This is a genomic window from Photorhabdus akhurstii (genome assembly GCF_019090985.1).
GTDB lineage: Bacteria > Pseudomonadota > Gammaproteobacteria > Enterobacterales > Enterobacteriaceae > Photorhabdus > Photorhabdus akhurstii.
Genome location: NZ_CP020335.1, coordinates 2379441 through 2396764 on the forward strand (window position 1 = coordinate 2379441; position 17324 = coordinate 2396764).

General features: G+C 43.0%; 7 protein-coding genes and 1 pseudogene. 4 read left to right on the forward strand and 4 right to left on the reverse strand.

The window, feature by feature from the left end; all coding sequences use genetic code 11:
• Positions 1–175: 175 nt before the first annotated feature.
• A complete protein-coding gene (locus B0X70_RS10435; protein WP_217471458.1) occupies positions 176–2866 on the reverse strand; it encodes an AAA domain-containing protein in 2691 nt (896 codons plus the stop codon).
• A 106-nt stretch (positions 2867–2972) separates the two neighbouring features.
• Here B0X70_RS10435 and B0X70_RS25135 point away from each other — a divergent pair.
• Positions 2973–3199: pseudogene (locus tag B0X70_RS25135) on the forward strand (transposase); the annotation flags it as partial.
• 468 nt (positions 3200–3667) lie between these two features.
• Positions 3668–4876 carry a phage tail protein gene (locus tag B0X70_RS10440; RefSeq protein ID WP_217471459.1) on the forward strand — a complete coding sequence of 403 codons (1209 nt, stop codon included), beginning with the start codon at positions 3668–3670 and terminating at the stop codon, positions 4874–4876.
• Positions 4877–5035: 159 nt separating this feature from the next.
• Here the strand turns inward: B0X70_RS10440 and B0X70_RS10445 are convergent, their stop codons facing one another.
• The 3 genes from B0X70_RS10445 to pth all read right to left on the reverse strand — a co-directional run bounded on the left by B0X70_RS10445 (position 5036) and on the right by pth (position 7860).
• Positions 5036–5608, reverse strand: a complete 573-nt coding sequence (locus B0X70_RS10445; RefSeq protein ID WP_036814212.1) for a nuclear transport factor 2 family protein — start codon at positions 5606–5608, stop codon at positions 5036–5038.
• A 435-nt stretch (positions 5609–6043) separates the two neighbouring features.
• A complete protein-coding gene (gene ychF / locus B0X70_RS10450; RefSeq protein WP_217471460.1) occupies positions 6044–7135 on the reverse strand; it encodes a redox-regulated ATPase YchF in 1092 nt (363 codons plus the stop codon).
• Positions 7136–7269: 134 nt separating this feature from the next.
• The gene (gene pth / locus B0X70_RS10455; protein ID WP_036814214.1) at positions 7270–7860 is read right to left on the reverse strand and encodes an aminoacyl-tRNA hydrolase; all 591 of its coding nucleotides are present in this window, start codon (positions 7858–7860) and stop codon (positions 7270–7272) included.
• A gap of 278 nt (positions 7861–8138) precedes the next feature.
• Here pth and B0X70_RS10460 point away from each other — a divergent pair, with 278 nt between their 5' ends.
• Positions 8139–9824, forward strand: coding sequence for a phage tail protein (locus tag B0X70_RS10460; RefSeq protein WP_217471461.1), 1686 nt, complete (start codon positions 8139–8141; stop codon positions 9822–9824).
• 249 nt (positions 9825–10073) lie between these two features.
• The gene (locus B0X70_RS10465) at positions 10074–17237 is read left to right on the forward strand and encodes an Ig-like domain-containing protein (RefSeq protein WP_217471462.1); all 7164 of its coding nucleotides are present in this window, start codon (positions 10074–10076) and stop codon (positions 17235–17237) included.
• The last annotated feature ends 87 nt before the right edge of the window (positions 17238–17324 follow it).

Consider the following 17324-nt stretch of genomic DNA (forward strand, 5'->3'; position numbering starts at 1 on the left):
ACATTAAGATATTATATTAATTAATGGGAGTTTGCGATAAATAAAGAATCCAATTTTATCGGTAATTTTAATAACCTTCTGAACCAACAGAAGGCTTTAAATTAAATTTGGATGAGTTCAAAAATGTATCTGGATATCGCGGATGTTTTCTCCACTTAGTAAGCAATATTTGCATTCAAGCGGTTGTTATGAAGGAGTTTTCTAGGATTCCAGTGATAAAAGCAGCTATTTTACATTGAATATCGCTATCGATGGTTTTTAATCTTAATAAAGGAATGCCTGCCTTTATCAGAATGGCATTTTTTATATTGTCACGTTCAGACTGTTGAGCAGTATCATGATAATAACCATCCACCTCAATGACTCCCAAAGGAGATTTCCCCATTTTGAAGTAGAGAACAAAATCACAGCTGGCTCTATTTCTCATAAATTCCAATTCATGCGGAATAAATGTGTTGTTTTTCAGTGAAACCAGTTGAATCAGGTCAATCTGCTGATGATATTTAATTGAATTGAACCTTTCCTGAGCTAGGGTTTCGCGTAGCAGTTGGGCAACAATTTGTTCCGATTTGAATCTGGAATCACTTGTACGCAACTTGGCATTTAGTTTTTCTAATGATTTGTCATATTCGTCATAAAGCAGATCAAAGGCAGAAATGACAGGGCTATCATGAAGTTGTTTGGTATCTGCATAATATCTGATATAGCGAATCAAAGCAGCAATACTTTGGTTGTTCTTGGTAAATACATTATCCCCGGTCACCAGCGTAAATTTGTTTTTGGCACGGGATACAGCCACATTGATTAGATGCGGATCATCAACGAAAGAAATTTTCTTTTGGCTATCCCACTTCTTGTCTAAAACAGTGGAGAAAATAATCTCATTACACTCTCGCCCTTGGAATTTATGTGTTGTGGCCTTAATCATACCTTCCGGCAGGTGCTCCTGAGAAAGGTTGATCTGATTATTATAAGGAGCAATATAGCCTATATCATGGTTTGCTTCCCATCCGATTTTATTTAGCGACTCCAACTCTCGCAGGTTAGATAAGTTTCTGGTGTGATTTCCTTTGGCGGTGGTAATTAGTGATAATGCCTTTTCACCGTTGTCATGTGTCATCGGGATGAGTTGATTATCATAAAACTGTTTGTTGCAGAATTGAATGATTTTTGGATGGCATCGGTAGTGCTCTTTGAGTAAATTGATGGGGATATTATTCTGAAAAATCCCGATAAAAGAGTCCAGAAGGCTATATTTTACGCAGTCGTAAAATTCATCTGGTGGCGTAATTTGGAGTTTCACTGGGACATGTGGTAATTGTTTTCTATCCCCGACAATAATGATATTTCTAGCACAGCCGAGACCTAGAATACCTGGAATAATGTCCTGTTGTGAAGCTTCATCCATAATTACATAGTCGAGCAAAGCGCCTCTGGCGATAGAATTAATGATAGAGTGCGTACTGCTGCTAATAATAGGAAAGCGTCGTGTAAATTCACTAAATCTTTTACGATAATCTTGTGCACTGAAAGTAGACTGGTGGTGAATGTGCTGGCGTAGATGGTTTTTAAGATACTTCATCGAACTATCTGTTAGATTGTTCAACAATTGTTTAAAATTGTGGTTCCGTAGCTCTTGCTTATACTTATCTAGTAGCTTTGTTTTTTGATGCAACATATTTTCATAATAGGAGAATTGTAGAGAGTAAATGAACTCCTTACGTTTCTCCCAATCATTTAGAAATTTGGTACGTACTATTCTGAAGTTAAGTAAGAGCTGAATTCTGTTTGCAAAAGAAATACGCCGCATTGCAAGATAGTTTAAATAAGCAAGTAGGTCGGTTGTTTTTTGTGGTGGTAACTTATATTTCTCTAATATTTTTGGCTTTGTTGTTAAATTTTCATTTTGCCACTGCTTTAGATATTGTTTTTCGATGGATAATTCATCGATTTGTGCCTGTAGAAGTGCTATCTGATTTTGAGCTTTGAGATGCAATTTTAATTTGTTTAGTGTTGAATTAATAGCCTGAATATCAGTGGTATGCTCAATTTGTTCTGTAAGGGAGGATTGCCCGGTTTCAAAGAACAGATTTCTATTATCGGAACTCCCTAATTTGGCAACCAGATAACCTAGTCCCACTTTGGATAATTTTTCATATACATTCTCTACCGCAGAGTTGTTATTGGACAATATAGCCACTGTCTTTTGATTTAACAAAATATTGGCAATGATGTTTAATATGGTTTGCGTTTTCCCTGTTCCCGGTGGTCCCTCAATAATGCTGATCTGGGAGGAAAATGCGTGTTCAACAGCTTTTAACTGACTTTCATTTACTCCAAAGGGATAAATAAAATGTTGAGTCGGCTTCCGAGTTTGATTTTTACCAAAACAATAAGCATGTAGCGCCGTATCAGGATGGGGAGTGATTTTTTCCATTTGGCGTAGCACGTTCTCAGCAATGAGCTTGTCATTTCCTTTGGTATGGTTGATACGTGCTTTTGCCACAGCGATAAAATAGTCAAAAACTGCTTCATTCATGATGTTCGTTGCGGAAATAATTTCAATCTTATCCGTTTTCATGACATAAGGTTTGTTACTTCCGGGATAATAGATGACGGTAAACCTATTGCCGTAGGTTTCTGCACTTTCAATAGCCGTGATAATGGATTGACCATTTATTATTAGAAGATTTCCTTTCGTGGCTTTTGTGGGGATGACCGCACATCTTGTCATTGGCAGAGTATATTTTTTTCCGGAAGCAAAATAGCTGGTAAGCATCAGTTCATTGTTCTTGTCGTTATACCAAATTTTCCAGTCAGCTATCTGCTTGGTTTTGTCTTGTTTATCCATATAAACGGAAACCATGTCATATCGTCCATAAGAAATGTTTCATAATCCTTTAATATACTCAATGATGGTATGAATTAGAAGCTAAGCAAAGGTATGAACTGGTGAAAATCCTACGATAGGAACGCAAGTTTATTTTGCACATCCTTATGCTTCTTGGGAACGCAGAGTGAATAAAAACACAAATGGATTGATTTGTCAGTATCTTCCAAAGAGCACAGATTTTTCATCGGTGATAGAACAGGAAATAAGATTCGTATGAATAAACTAAATAATTGCCAACGTGAGACACTGGGGTATAAGACACCTAATGAGTTATTTTTAAATAAAGCAAGTTATTTTATAGTATAGGTGAAATTATTTGCATTTATTATGTGAATGTAAGAAAACGAATAATTACAATTAAAGATTACGTTTAATTATATTAACTTATTGGTTAAAATATTTTTGTTGTATGTTCATCTTATCTATTCTACCGTGAAGAGCATATACCTAATAATATAATATGGGTTTATTATGTGGATAATTATTGTTTTTATTATGGTGAAATAAATGTTATTAAAAATATTTTCGAGATGAAATGGATGAAAAAGAGTTACTTTCATATATTAGATGAAAATGGTTTTAATATATGTCTGGTTTTAGGTGGTTTTGTTTTTCATTGCTATCAGTTATAAAAATAGTTATCAATTTAAGTTGTAAGAATGTTCCATTATTATTTTTCTAGGCTAGACTATGATTGAAGTGAGTTTTTGAGAGTGGTTTACAGTAGTTCAATATATTTTTTATAAAATAATATTATTTGATTTTGGAGGGTATATGAGTCCCAAGAATGATTTTAAATCTTTTTCTATTGGTAATAATGCTAATATAGTGAGTCAAGGAGAGTATGAACAAAGTCCAAATTTAAAGACCGGATTTCCACCGGATAATATTACTGTTCATTTACTTAATAAGGTATTACGTCAGTCGTCGGCAATAGCCTCTGTTGTGGCTAATTTTATCGCGACATATTCCGGCAATGATGTTTTGGATGATGGGGATATCGTTAAACTCGCTGCCCAATTAAATAGCGCGTTAGAACAAAAAATTGCAACCGAAGTACCAAATGCCTCGTTAACACAAAAAGGTGTTACTCAGCTTACAGATAAAACCGGCAATAGTAATACTCTTGCGGTAACACAGAAGCTCGTTTCTGATGTAAATGATAATGCTAATAACCGATTGGCAAAAGATCAAAATGGCGCAGATATTCCTGATAAGAAAGCATTTGTGGAAAATCTCAATTTAGAAGTTATTAGTACAAAGCCGGTTGTTGTTGGGACTAATACAGCTTCTACAATCGATAATTTTGATAACATTCCTCAGAATTCGACATATTTTGGCTATCCAGTAGGACTAAATGGCCCAGGTATACATGGGCCAGGAATGAGATTTTCAGGAGGGTATGGGACCTTTAAGGCTTATGAGCTGATGATTCACTCCTCATACTTGCCGAAGAGCGAATTATACTATAGAACGCACAATGGTGACGGTAACATCAATAAATGGAATCCGTGGTACAAAGTCTGGTCAACAAGCAACGCCAAGCCGGATACTAATGGCAACTTAAAAGTCTCCAGCCCAGTGGTAGATATTCATCCAGATGGAACTTACCAGTTAACTCGCGAGGCGGAAGGGGTGACGGTCGAGCGGATAGAGACAGGAAAATATCGTATCAGCGGCTGCAATGGTTTTGCAAAAGACGGAGAGTGGGGAATTCACGGTGGTACTATCGTCCCGGCAGACAGCAACGGGTTAAATCTGATTTGGGTTTGTGAATCGGTAGATCCATTTAGCGGTGATATAACCATCGAATGTTATCATCGTCAAAATGGAGATGCGCCGATATTTGCGCAAAATAAGCGTGTTAAGAGTATTAATGGTGATGGGGAAGTTATTTATTACCATGATGGTGAGTTATGCGATATTCCTGATGGTCGAGTAATTAATGTTCGAGTGCAACTGCCGGAAAAACCACAGGAATAATGCAATTGGAAATAGGCGGTTTTTTCTGACTAGCCGGTTTTGTAAAGAATTGCGCATACAAGTTATCATGCTCCCCACCACTATTGGGGCAGGCCCAAACATATAACATTGCAACATTTACGGACTCGCTCTTAAGCAAGTCCGTACGAAGTAGTTGAATCAATCACTAACACCTATCTGTTTCATAAGCACAGAATCGTCCCAGAAGAGATACTCTTCATCCATAACCCCTTGTTTGTTCCAGTGTCCGAGTGTCGCCATAGGGAGGTGATACGCCTTACCTGTAGGTTTAATAACCTTACCATCTGGGAGAACCATAGGTTTCGTAAATGTTCCATCTGTAAATCCCGTAACAGCGGTCCATTCCGCATCAGCGGTACCAAACCGTACCGGGTGCTCTGTGATTCGGTTATCAGGAGCAAATGTCCACATATACTTCAGATCGTCAAGATGCTGTCGAATACCCTTAGTAGTATGACCATCAGGGTAGTGAACAATAATGTTCATGGCATGGCTCTTATGTAGATCCCACCATCTTTGGTCTGTATAGACACGGAAATCAAGATCGTCAAAGTTAGCCAAATTTCTTTCCAGAGCTTTGGGCATCCCTTTGATTTTAGGTGCTGGTTGATCTACTTTGGTGCCGGGCCAATTGTTTTGCACCGCAAGCGCTACCGGGCTGGCAGTAAGCAGTAGAAGCGTGAATAACGATAACCTCTTGTGACTTTTCATGGTCTTTCCTCTTTGTTAGTACTAAAGGAACTAAAAGATTGTTTTATAAAGATTTAAGTATTTTTGGACTCCTTTATTAGATTAAGTTAAAAATGATTGTTCATCGGCTTGTTTGAACTTTGACTAGATTTTGACTAGATAGAGAAGAACCACCCAAAACAACGTAATTTAATAGGATAAGTGACTAAACGGACTCACACCGGATAACTATCGTATAGAAAGGCATTAGTAAAAACATACTACGCCTAATAGAAAAGCATGTAAATAGTCACATAAAGTAATTATAACCATTAAAAACAAAATGGCTCGGATTAGCCGTTTTTACACCAAAACCGGCTTCTATATGAAAACAAAAATCCACGCAACTGCGTGGATTTTAAGAGTTTTAATCAGTCTCAGAGATATCTTGCGATGTTGTCAGAGATGAAAAGTCAATTAGACGTTAAACAAGAAGTTCATCACATCGCCATCTTTAACGACATAATCCTTACCTTCTGAACGCATTTTACCGGCCTCTTTTGCACCTTGTTCACCTTTGTAAGCGATGAAATCTTCAAAAGAGATGGTTTGTGCACGGATAAAACCTTTTTCGAAATCAGTATGGATCTTCCCGGCTGCTTGTGGTGCGGTTGCGCCAACTGGGATAGTCCATGCCCGAACCTCTTTCACGCCGGCAGTGAAGTAAGTTTGCAGATTCAGTAACTGATAACCCGCGCGGATAACGCGATTTAAACCGGGTTCTTCCAGGCCAAGTTCAGCCATAAACTCTTCGCGTTCATCATCTTCCAGCTCCGCGATATCCGCTTCTACCGCGGCACAAACCGGAACGACCACCGAACCCTCTTTTTCTGCGATCGCACGAACAGCATCCAAATGTGGGTTATTTTCAAAACCCTCTTCGTTGACGTTAGCGATGTACATGGTGGGTTTCAGCGTCAGGAAACTCAGATAACGGATAGCCGCTTTCTCTTCGGTGCTGAGATCCAACGCCCGCAACATACCCGCTTGTTCCAGATGAGGCAGACATTTTTCCAGTACTGCCAATTCTGCTTTGGCATCTTTATCGCCGCCTTTGGCCCTTTTCTGGACACGATGAATGGCTCGTTCGCAGGTGTCCAGATCGGAAAGGGCCAGTTCGGTATTGATGATCTCAATATCAGCAGCAGGATTAACTTGACCGGAAACGTGAATGATGTTGTCGTTGACGAAACAGCGCACAACATGGCCGATAGCTTCTGTTTCACGAATGTTGGTCAGAAACTGGTTGCCCAAACCTTCACCTTTTGATGCGCCTTTTACCAGACCCGCGATATCGACGAATTCCATTGTGGTCGGTAGGATTCGCTGAGGTTTCACAATTTCCGCCAGTTGTTCAAGCCGTGGATCTGGCATAGGGACGACACCGGTATTGGGTTCAATAGTGCAGAACGGGAAGTTTGCTGCTTCGATGCCTGCTTTAGTCAGCGCATTGAATAGTGTTGATTTTCCGACGTTAGGCAGGCCGACGATACCGCATTTGAATCCCATGATTTTCACCTTAAATTACTTATAAATCAAAAGGCTGTGTTAGCCTGTTTGATGAGTCAAAAAAATTGGCGCCATTATACACGGAATGGCGGGCTATCACGATCTGACAGACAAGATTTATCGATTCCATGTTATTAAGCGCTGGCTTTGAAGCTATGTAAGCGATTGATTGCCTTATTCATATCTTGTTTCATCAGGATATCAGTACAACGCAGCGCTTCGTCAATTGCGTCATCGATCAGCTTTTGTTCACTGGCTGGTGGTTTGCCTAGCACAAAGCCAACCACTTTATTTTTGTCGCCGGGATGGCCGATACCGATACGTAAGCGGTGAAAGTTAGGATTATTGCCAAATTTATTCTGAATATCTTTCAAGCCATTATGACCGCCATGACTGCCACCCAGTTTCATTTTTGCCACTCCTGGCGGTAAATCGAGTTCATCATGGGCCACCAGAATTTCATCCGGTTGGATACGGTAGAAAGAGGCGAGGGCAGCGACAGATTTACCACTGAGATTCATAAATGTCGTCGGAACTAACAGACGAACATCGTGACCGCAGATATTGATCCGGGCGGTGTAACCAAAAAATTTACTCTCTTCTTTCAGTGACTGATTGTGGCTTTGAGCGAGCAGGTCAACATACCAGGCTCCGGCATTGTGTCTGGTTTGGGCATATTCAGCACCAGGATTAGCCAGACCGACGATTAATTTTATGTTACTCACTATTTTTCTTCACTTTTAGCATAAAACAAAAAGAAGGCTAGTGTACCTGCCGGGTGCGACGAGTACAAAGTTCAGTTTGATTATTCTTTCCTTTAAGTGATTACTGATGGTTATCGAACAATAAGTTATTTTTAGGATGTGAAATTGTAAGGAATAATTATAAAAAATAGTTGTCAACCTAAGTTTTAAGAATGTTTCATTATTCTGCTTCTAAGCTAGAATATAATTGAAATAACTTATTGATTATAAATTGATATTATTTAATTTGAGGAGAATATATGAAACTCAAGAATGATTTTAAAGCTTTTTCCATTAGTAATAATGCCAATGTAGTCAGTCAAGAAGGATATGAAGATAGCCCGAGTTTAAAAACAGGATTTCCCCCGGAAAATATTACCACTCATTTACTCAACAAGGTATTACGTCAGTCGTCGACAATAACATCTGTTGTAGCTAATTTTATTGCGACATATTCTGACAATGATGTTCTGGATGATGGGGATATAGCTAAACTGATTGTCCAATTAAATAAAGCGTTAGAGCAAAAAATCGCAATACAAGTACCAGATGCCTCATTAACACAAAAAGGTGTTACTCAGCTCACAGATAAAATAGGTAATAGTAATACTCTCGCCGTCACTCAGAAGCTAGTTTCTGATGTAAATGATAATGCTAATAACCGATTGGCAAAAAATCAAAATGGCGCAGATATTCCTGATAAAAACGCGTTTGTGAAAAACCTCGGCTTATCGGAAACTGTGGAATTGGCGAAAAATGCAGTATCGGCCAACGGGGGGAATTATCCACAGTATTTTAGATTTAAACAGGTTGAAACGCTTCCCACTGAACGTAATGCGACGATGTTAGTTTCTTTACAGGGGGCTAAACCGGCAAATGAGATAGTTGGGTTTACGCTTTACAACTGGTATGACAATTATATTAAAACGGGGATTGTGCGTGGCGGTAGCGTCGATACCTACGGATATACGATAGATATTAATGGCAAACGGGTTTTTTCTGTTTCTCCTGCGGGTTTGATTGAAGCAGCGTCAGCGAATATACGAGGGAATGCGGGGACTTTTAACATAATGCATGATATTGGTAAACATGCCTATTTTCAGTTTATTGAGGGAGCAAAAAGAACGGCCTACGTTGGATTCCCGGGTGACGGCTCACCGGATTTTGATATTTGTAACGAAAAAAAATCTGGCAAATTAACAATTGGTGGTGAGTTGGTTGCATATATTAATAACAATCGGGTTTTCTCTGTTTCTCCTGAGGGGCGGATTAATGCTGGGTCGGCAAATTTAAAGGGGGCCGGAGGTGTTTTTAATATAACATATGACGCGGGTAGACACGCATATTTTCAGTTTTTTGAGGGGGGAAAAAGAACCGCCTACATTGGGGTTCCAGGTGATGGGTTACAGGATTTTGATATTTGCAATGAAAAAAGATACGGAAGATTGACAATCGGCGGCGATAAATTGCAATATAACGGTAATCCTATTGCCATCCTGAATAATAACTGTATCGCTGACACTAACGGCAATCTCAAAGTATCCAGCCCCGTAGTAAGTATTTATCCAGACGGAACTTATGAGCTAACTCGTGAAGCGGAGGGTATGACTGTCGAGCGGATAGAGACAGGGAAATATCGCATCAGCGGCTGCAACGGTTTTGCTAAAGATGGGGCATGGGGAATTCATGGTGGTACCATTGTTCCGGCAGACAGTAACGGGTTAAATCTGATTTGGGTTAATGAATCAGTAGATATACCTAGTGGCGATATAACCATTGAATGTTATCATCGTCAAAATAGAGATGCGCCGATATTTGCCCAAAATAAACGTGTTAAGAGTATTAGCGATGGCGGGGAAGTCGTTTATTACCATGATGGTGAACTATGTGATATCCCCGATGGCCGAGTGATTAATGTTAGAGTTCAACGGCCTGAAAAATCATAATAATTAAGTGCTAACTCATAATCACCAATAAGCAGAAAACCCGTTGAACTATTTGCACAACGGGTTTTTTCTGAAAATTGCGTAGGTACTTAATGTCGCATTGAGCAAGAATTTACGATGGTTTTGCTAAGTGATTACTAATGGTTATTGGCTGATAATTTATTTTCATTATACAAAGCTATAAAAAGTCATTTAATGTTCTCAGTAGCTATAAATGAATATAACGGCGGAAACTTTATGGTAATACTGATGAACATCAATCGTATTTTTCGTAACGTAATAAGTTATAAAGTAAATAAGCGTGTACTCATGGCCTGTTTTTTATTTGCCGCGTTTATGCCACTGAAAAGTTATACTGCGTTACCTGAATTAGGAAACTCTTTGATTGGTGTTGAAAATTGTCAGGATTACCCAGAATCCGCCATGAAGCAAAATCAGGTTAGTAAGAAATTACACGAAAACGTTATTCATAAAGAGAAAAAGCGATCAGAGCAGAGGCGGTGCGGTAAATTTTTATCAAAGAAAAGCATAATAGGAAAAAACGATAGCGGTGAAAAACCAAAAATACCCCAGTTACATGAAAATGATCCTAAAGATGATAATCAAAATACCCCTCCTTTAATCTTATCTCGTGGCACTGAACTCTTAGGGTTATTAAATTCAGATCCAAAAAAATTAGCTCAGGATTATATTGTCAATAAATTAAATAGTCAGATAACAAATAATACTCAGAAATGGTTATCCCAGTTTGGTACAGCTAAAATTAATTTAAATGTTGACCATCATGGGCGCTTGGATGAAAGTTCTGTAGACTTACTCGTCCCTTTCTATGATGATAAAGACCACTGGCTTGTTTATAGCCAATATGGATATCGTCATAAAGATAGCCGTGACACTGTGAATTTAGGCATTGGAACCCGTTTATTCATAAACAATTGGATGTATGGGGCGAACACTTTTTACGATAATGATTTAACCGGTAATAACAGCCGATTTAGCCTGGGCGGTGAATTGTGGACTAACTACCTAAAAATGTCTGCTAACGCATATTTTCGCTTGAGTGATTGGCATAACTCTCGTGATTTAACCAATTATTATGAGCGCCCTGCAAATGGTTATGACCTGATTGCCGACATGTATTTACCTGCAATGCCGTCACTCGGCGCCAAAATAAAATATGAACAATATTTTGGTGATAATGTTGCGTTATTCGGAAAGGACAATAGGCAAAAAGATCCCTATGCAGCAACTATTGGGGTAAATTATACCCCGATTCCACTGATCACTGCGGGAGTTGACTATAAATTAGGGAAAGAGGGAAAGAGTGATGGCATATTTTCATTCAATGTGAACTATCGATTTGGTGTTCCGTTATCAGAACAACTATCACCAGAAAATGTTTCTTCACTACGAAGTTTGGCTGGAAATCGTTACGACTTAGTTGAAAGAAATAATAATATTATTTTGAATTATCTGAAAAAACCGCAACGTTTTAGGTTACTGGTTCCTGTATTAGAAATTAGTGGTTACGGTGGTGAAGTTAAACCAATACAAATTCAATCAGATACTTCATTAAAAGATATTACCTGGGAAATGCCTGAATTATTCCAGAAGCATGGCGGGATTATAAACATAGAAAGTACTAATGGTTATACTATTCAGTTACCGGAATATCAGCCTGATGGAAAAAATGACTATACCATAACAGGTACAAGTAAAGATGGGCAGCAGGGAGTACAGATACAAACCCATGTATTACAACGTAATATTTCTTTGAGTGTTAATACAACCGATCCTTTAATTGCTGATGGCAATGCGAAATATGTCTACACAGCTACTCTACTTGGCGCTGACAAAAAAACACCGATCGAAAATGCTAAATTGATTTGGGATACGGATAAAAAAGATCCTGGATTGAAATTAAAGCCTGATTCAGAGGCAACAGATAAAAATGGGCAACAGACTGCAACATTAACCAGTACAACACCATTATCCGATATACAAGTCAGCGTCAGTATTAATGGTGAACGTGTTACGACGGATAAAAAAGTCAGCTTTACTGAGTCCAGCAACAGCTACCGAGTCTCTAGCGTGACGGTGGAAGTGGATAAAGACAAAGTGCGCTACAACAATGGTACTGACAGTTATACCTTCACGGCGACGGTGGTGGATGCGCATGGCAAGCCGGTAGCGGATAAACCGATCGATATTGACTGGCAGACAGATAAAGCGGTGGCCGGGTTAAAACTGACGAAACAGAACAATTCGGTGAGTAACGCGCAGGGGCAGGTCACGGCAACCTTAACCAGCACGGCGGCGGTGAAGGATGTGCAGGTATCGGCGAAAACGGCTACCCAGCAGATGGCGGAGAACGCGAATAGAAAAGTCAGTTTTACGGAGTACAGCGCCAGCTATTATGTCGCCAGCGTGACGGTGGATGCGGATAAAGACAAAGTACGCTACAACAACGGCAGGGACAGTTATACCTTCACGGCGACGGTGAAGGACGGACACGGCAATCTGGTGGTAGGTAAACCGGTCGACATTGACTGGCAGACCGATTCAAAAGTTGACGGGTTAAAACTGACGAAACAGAGCAATGCGGTGAGTAACGCGCAGGGACAGGTGACGGCGACCTTAACCAGCACGGCGGCAGTGAAGGATGTGCAGGTATCGGCGAAAGCGGCGGCGAACCCGTCATGGGTCAAGGCCGATAGCCCGGTGAGCTTTGAGGAGCTGAGTAGCAGTTATCAAGTCACCGGCGTGACAGTGGAAGTGGATAAAGACAAGAAGCGCTACAACAACGGCAAGGACAGTTATACCTTCACGGCGACGGTGGTGGATGCGCATGGCAGGCCGGTAGCGGATAAACCGATAGAGATTGACTGGCAGACAGATCCAAAGGTTGAGGGGTTAACCCTGACGAAACAGAACAACTCGGTGAGTAACGCGCAGGGACAGGTGACGGCGACCTTAACCAGCACGGCGGCGGTGAAGGATGTGCTGGTATCGGCGAAAGCGGCGGCGAACCCGTCATGGGTCAAGGCCGATAGCCCGGTGAGCTTTGAGGAGCTGAGTAGCAGTTATCAAGTCACCGGCGTGACGGTGGAAGTGGATAAAGACAAGAAGCGCTACAACAACGGCACGGACAGTTATACCTTCACGGCGACGGTAGTGGATGCGCATGGCAGGCCGGTAGCGGATAAACCGATTGAGATTGACTGGCAGACAGATCCAAAGGTTGAGGGGTTAACCCTGACGAAACAGAACAACTCGGTGAGTAACGCGCAGGGACAGGTGACGGCGACCTTAACCAGCACGGCGGCGGTGAAGGATGTGCAGGTATCGGCGAAGGCGGCGGCGAACCCGTCATGGGTCAAGGCCGATAGCCCGGTGAGCTTTGAGGAGCTGAGTAGCAGTTATCAAGTCACCGGCGTGACAGTGGAAGTGGATAAAGACAAGAAGCGCTACAACAACGGCAAGGACAGTTATACCTTCACGGCGACGGTGGTGGATGCGCATGGCAGGCCGGTAGCGGATAAACCGATAGAGATTGACTGGCAGACAGATCCAAAGGTTGAGGGGTTAACCCTGACGAAACAGAACAACTCGGTGAGTAACGCGCAGGGACAGGTGACGGCGACCTTAACCAGCACGGCGGCGGTGAAGGATGTGCAGGTATCGGCGAAAGCGGCGGCGAACCCGTCATGGGTCAAGGCCGATAGCCCGGTGAGCTTTGAGGAGCTGAGTAGCAGTTATCAAGTCACCGGCGTGACGGTGGAAGTGGATAAAGACAAGAAGCGCTATAACAACGGCACGGACAATTATACCTTCACGGCGACGGTGGTGGATGCGCATGGCAGGCCGGTAGCGGATAAACCGATTGAGATTGACTGGCAGACAGATCCAAAGGTTGAGGGGTTAACCCTGACGAAACAGAGCAACTCGGTGAGTAACGCGCAGGGACAGGTGACGGCGACCTTAACCAGCACGGCGGCGGTGAAGGATGTGCAGGTATCGGCGAAAGCGGCGGCGAACCCGTCATGGGTCAAGGCCGATAGCCCGGTGAGCTTTGAGGAGCTGAGTAGCAGCTATCAAGTCACCGGCGTGACAGTGGAAGTGGATAAAGACAAGAAGCGCTATAACAACGGCACGGACAGTTATACCTTCACGGCGACGGTGGTGGATACGCATGGCAGGCCGGTAGCGGATAAACCGATAGAGATTGACTGGCAGACAGATCCAAAGGTTGAGGGGTTAACCCTGACGAAACAGAACAACTCGGTGAGTAACGCGCAGGGACAGGTGACGGCGACCTTAACCAGCACGGCGGCGGTGAAGGATGTGCAGGTATCGGCGAAAGCGGCGGCGAACCCGTCATGGGTCAAGGCCGATAGCCCGGTGAGCTTTGAGGAGCTGAGTAGCAGTTATCAAGTCACCGGCGTGACGGTGGAAGTGGATAAAGACAAGAAGCGCTATAACAACGGCACGGACAGTTATACCTTCACGGCGACGGTAGTGGATGCGCATGGCAGGCCGGTAGCGGATAAACCGATTGAGATTGACTGGCAGACAGATCCAAAGGTTGAGGGGTTAACCCTGACGAAACAGAACAACTCGGTGAGTAACGCGCAGGGACAGGTGACGGCGACCTTAACCAGCACGGCGGCGGTGAAGGATGTGCAGGTATCGGCGAAGGCGGCGGCGAACCCGTCATGGGTCAAGGCCGATAGCCCGGTGAGCTTTGAGGAGCTGAGTAGCAGTTATCAAGTCACCGGCGTGACAGTGGAAGTGGATAAAGACAAGAAGCGCTACAACAACGGCAAGGACAGTTATACCTTCACGGCGACGGTGGTGGATGCGCATGGCAGGCCGGTAGCGGATAAACCGATAGAGATTGACTGGCAGACAGATCCAAAGGTTGAGGGGTTAACCCTGACGAAACAGAACAACTCGGTGAGTAACGCGCAGGGACAGGTGACGGCGACCTTAACCAGCACGGCGGCGGTGAAGGATGTGCAGGTATCGGCGAAAGCGGCGGCGAACCCGTCATGGGTCAAGGCCGATAGCCCGGTGAGCTTTGAGGAGCTGAGTAGCAGTTATCAAGTCACCGGCGTGACGGTGGAAGTGGATAAAGACAAGAAGCGCTATAACAACGGCACGGACAATTATACCTTCACGGCGACGGTGGTGGATGCGCATGGCAGGCCGGTAGCGGATAAACCGATTGAGATTGACTGGCAGACAGATCCAAAGGTTGAGGGGTTAACCCTGACGAAACAGAGCAACTCGGTGAGTAACGCGCAGGGACAGGTGACGGCGACCTTAACCAGCACGGCGGCGGTGAAGGATGTGCAGGTATCGGCGAAAGCGGCGGCGAACCCGTCATGGGTCAAGGCCGATAGCCCGGTGAGCTTTGAGGAGCTGAGTAGCAGCTATCAAGTCACCGGCGTGACAGTGGAAGTGGATAAAGACAAGAAGCGCTATAACAACGGCACGGACAGTTATACCTTCACGGCGACGGTGGTGGATACGCATGGCAGGCCGGTAGCGGATAAACCGATAGAGATTGACTGGCAGACAGATCCAAAGGTTGAGGGGTTAACCCTGACGAAACAGAACAACTCGGTGAGTAACGCGCAGGGACAGGTGACGGCGACCTTAACCAGCACGGCGGCGGTGAAGGATGTGCAGGTATCGGCGAAAGCGGCGGCGAACCCGTCATGGGTCAAGGCCGATAGCCCGGTGAGCTTTGAGGAGCTGAGTAGCAGTTATCAAGTCACCGGCGTGACGGTGGAAGTGGATAAAGACAAGAAGCGCTATAACAACGGCACGGACAGTTATACCTTCACGGCGACGGTAGTGGATGCGCATGGCAGGCCGGTAGCGGATAAACCGATAGAGATTGACTGGCAGACAGATCCAAAGGTTGAGGGGTTAACCCTGACGAAACAGAACAACTCGGTGAGTAACGCGCAGGGACAGGTGACGGCGACCTTAACCAGCACGGCGGCGGTGAAGGATGTGCAGGTATCGGCGAAAGCGGCGGCGAACCTGTCGTGGATAGAGGCTGATCAAAAGGTCAGCTTTGAGGATCTGAGCACTAGCTATCATGTTACCCATGTAACGGTGGACAAAGATGGTCCGCTCTACAACGGAGGTACTGATACTTACACCTTCACGGCAACAGTGGAAGATGCATATGGCAAGCCGGTGGTGGATAAATCAATCGATATTGACTGGCAGACAGAGCCAACGGTTGAAGGGTTAACCTTGACGAAACAGAGCAATTCGGTGAGTAACGCGCAGGGGCAGGTGACGGCGACGTTAAGCAGTACGGTGGTAGCGATTGATGTACAAGTGTCGGCAAAAACAGCTACTCAGCAGACGCCAATGAATGCGGATAAAAAAGTCAGTTTTATCAGCCCTGATGAGCTTGCTTCTTTGACTGTTAGTCCAGATCACGTGACAGAAGGAGAAAGCGAGGAGCATACTTACACCTTTACTGCCACAGTAAAAGATTTTTCCGGGCAGGCGAAAAGTGGTGTTGCGGTGACTTGGAGTGCAACAAATAGTAAGGGAGTTACTATTACTGATAAAAACTTGGTTACTCAGGTAGTGGGTGATGGTAAAACAGATGCTGATGGGAAAGCGCAATATCGGGTATATAGCAAAAGTGGCGGGTTTGTTGCTGTTATGGTAACGGCCAAAGTGAATGATTCATCTGTTGGTTCTAAGAATAAAACGGTAGAAATTAAGGCTAATGAGCAGGATGTTGCTAACTTCTTTATAGTGGATTATGACCCTAAAGATGGAGAAGGGTACGGGAGTTCAGTACCAAAAGGAAGAATGAATTTTGGCTGGAAAAAAATGAAGTTTAACCCCGAGTATTTGCCTGGAAAAGGAAAAATATCTGGTGGTTATATTGGAGTATATGACTCAAGTAATAGGAACGTAATTGATGTGGATGGAGAGCATTTTCAAGTTAAAAAAGCGGGAACGGCTACATTAACTACGACGTTTACACACCCAGAATCTGGTCGGTATTTAAAATATGTTATTCCCGATGTGAAAATTGACCACTTTGTAATTATTGATTCTGACATAAAGGGGCCGGGGATTGGTTATCCTGAGTGGGATAGTCGTATTGACAGGAGTAAACCTTTACCGCGTTGTACAAGAGGAAGTAGGATAAAGGAAAGTGATCTTGGTAGCTCAATTGATTATTTGGTTAATGATTTGAATTTAAATCTTCTGAAGAAAGGTTTGTTAGGTAATCCAACTAGCGGCGGGCTAATTAATAAAAATATAACAATGGGAGGGTTACATACAAATGAAGATAGTATTCAGGCTCATTTGTTGGATAACAACGATCTAGCAGCAACGGCTTATGTAGTTTTATGTGAAGAGTAGGGAGGAAATAATAGGTAGTATGCATGATTGTTGAAGCGCATTATTTTGATAGAAAATTAGCAAAAACCGCCGTAAACCCTTGTCCAG

What these genes read in the sequence shown, in the direction of transcription:
- B0X70_RS10435 (WP_217471458.1), bottom strand. Translation starts at nt 2,866, where the DNA reads ATGGTTTCCGTTTATATGGATAAACAAGACAAAACCAAGCAGATAGCT.
- B0X70_RS10440 (WP_217471459.1), top strand. Translation starts at nt 3,668, where the DNA reads ATGAGTCCCAAGAATGATTTTAAATCTTTTTCTATTGGTAATAATGCT.
- B0X70_RS10465 (WP_217471462.1), top strand. Translation starts at nt 10,074, where the DNA reads ATGAACATCAATCGTATTTTTCGTAACGTAATAAGTTATAAAGTAAAT.
- ychF (WP_217471460.1), bottom strand. Translation starts at nt 7,135, where the DNA reads ATGGGATTCAAATGCGGTATCGTCGGCCTGCCTAACGTCGGAAAATCA.
- B0X70_RS10460 (WP_217471461.1), top strand. Translation starts at nt 8,139, where the DNA reads ATGAAACTCAAGAATGATTTTAAAGCTTTTTCCATTAGTAATAATGCC.
- B0X70_RS10445 (WP_036814212.1), bottom strand. Translation starts at nt 5,608, where the DNA reads ATGAAAAGTCACAAGAGGTTATCGTTATTCACGCTTCTACTGCTTACT.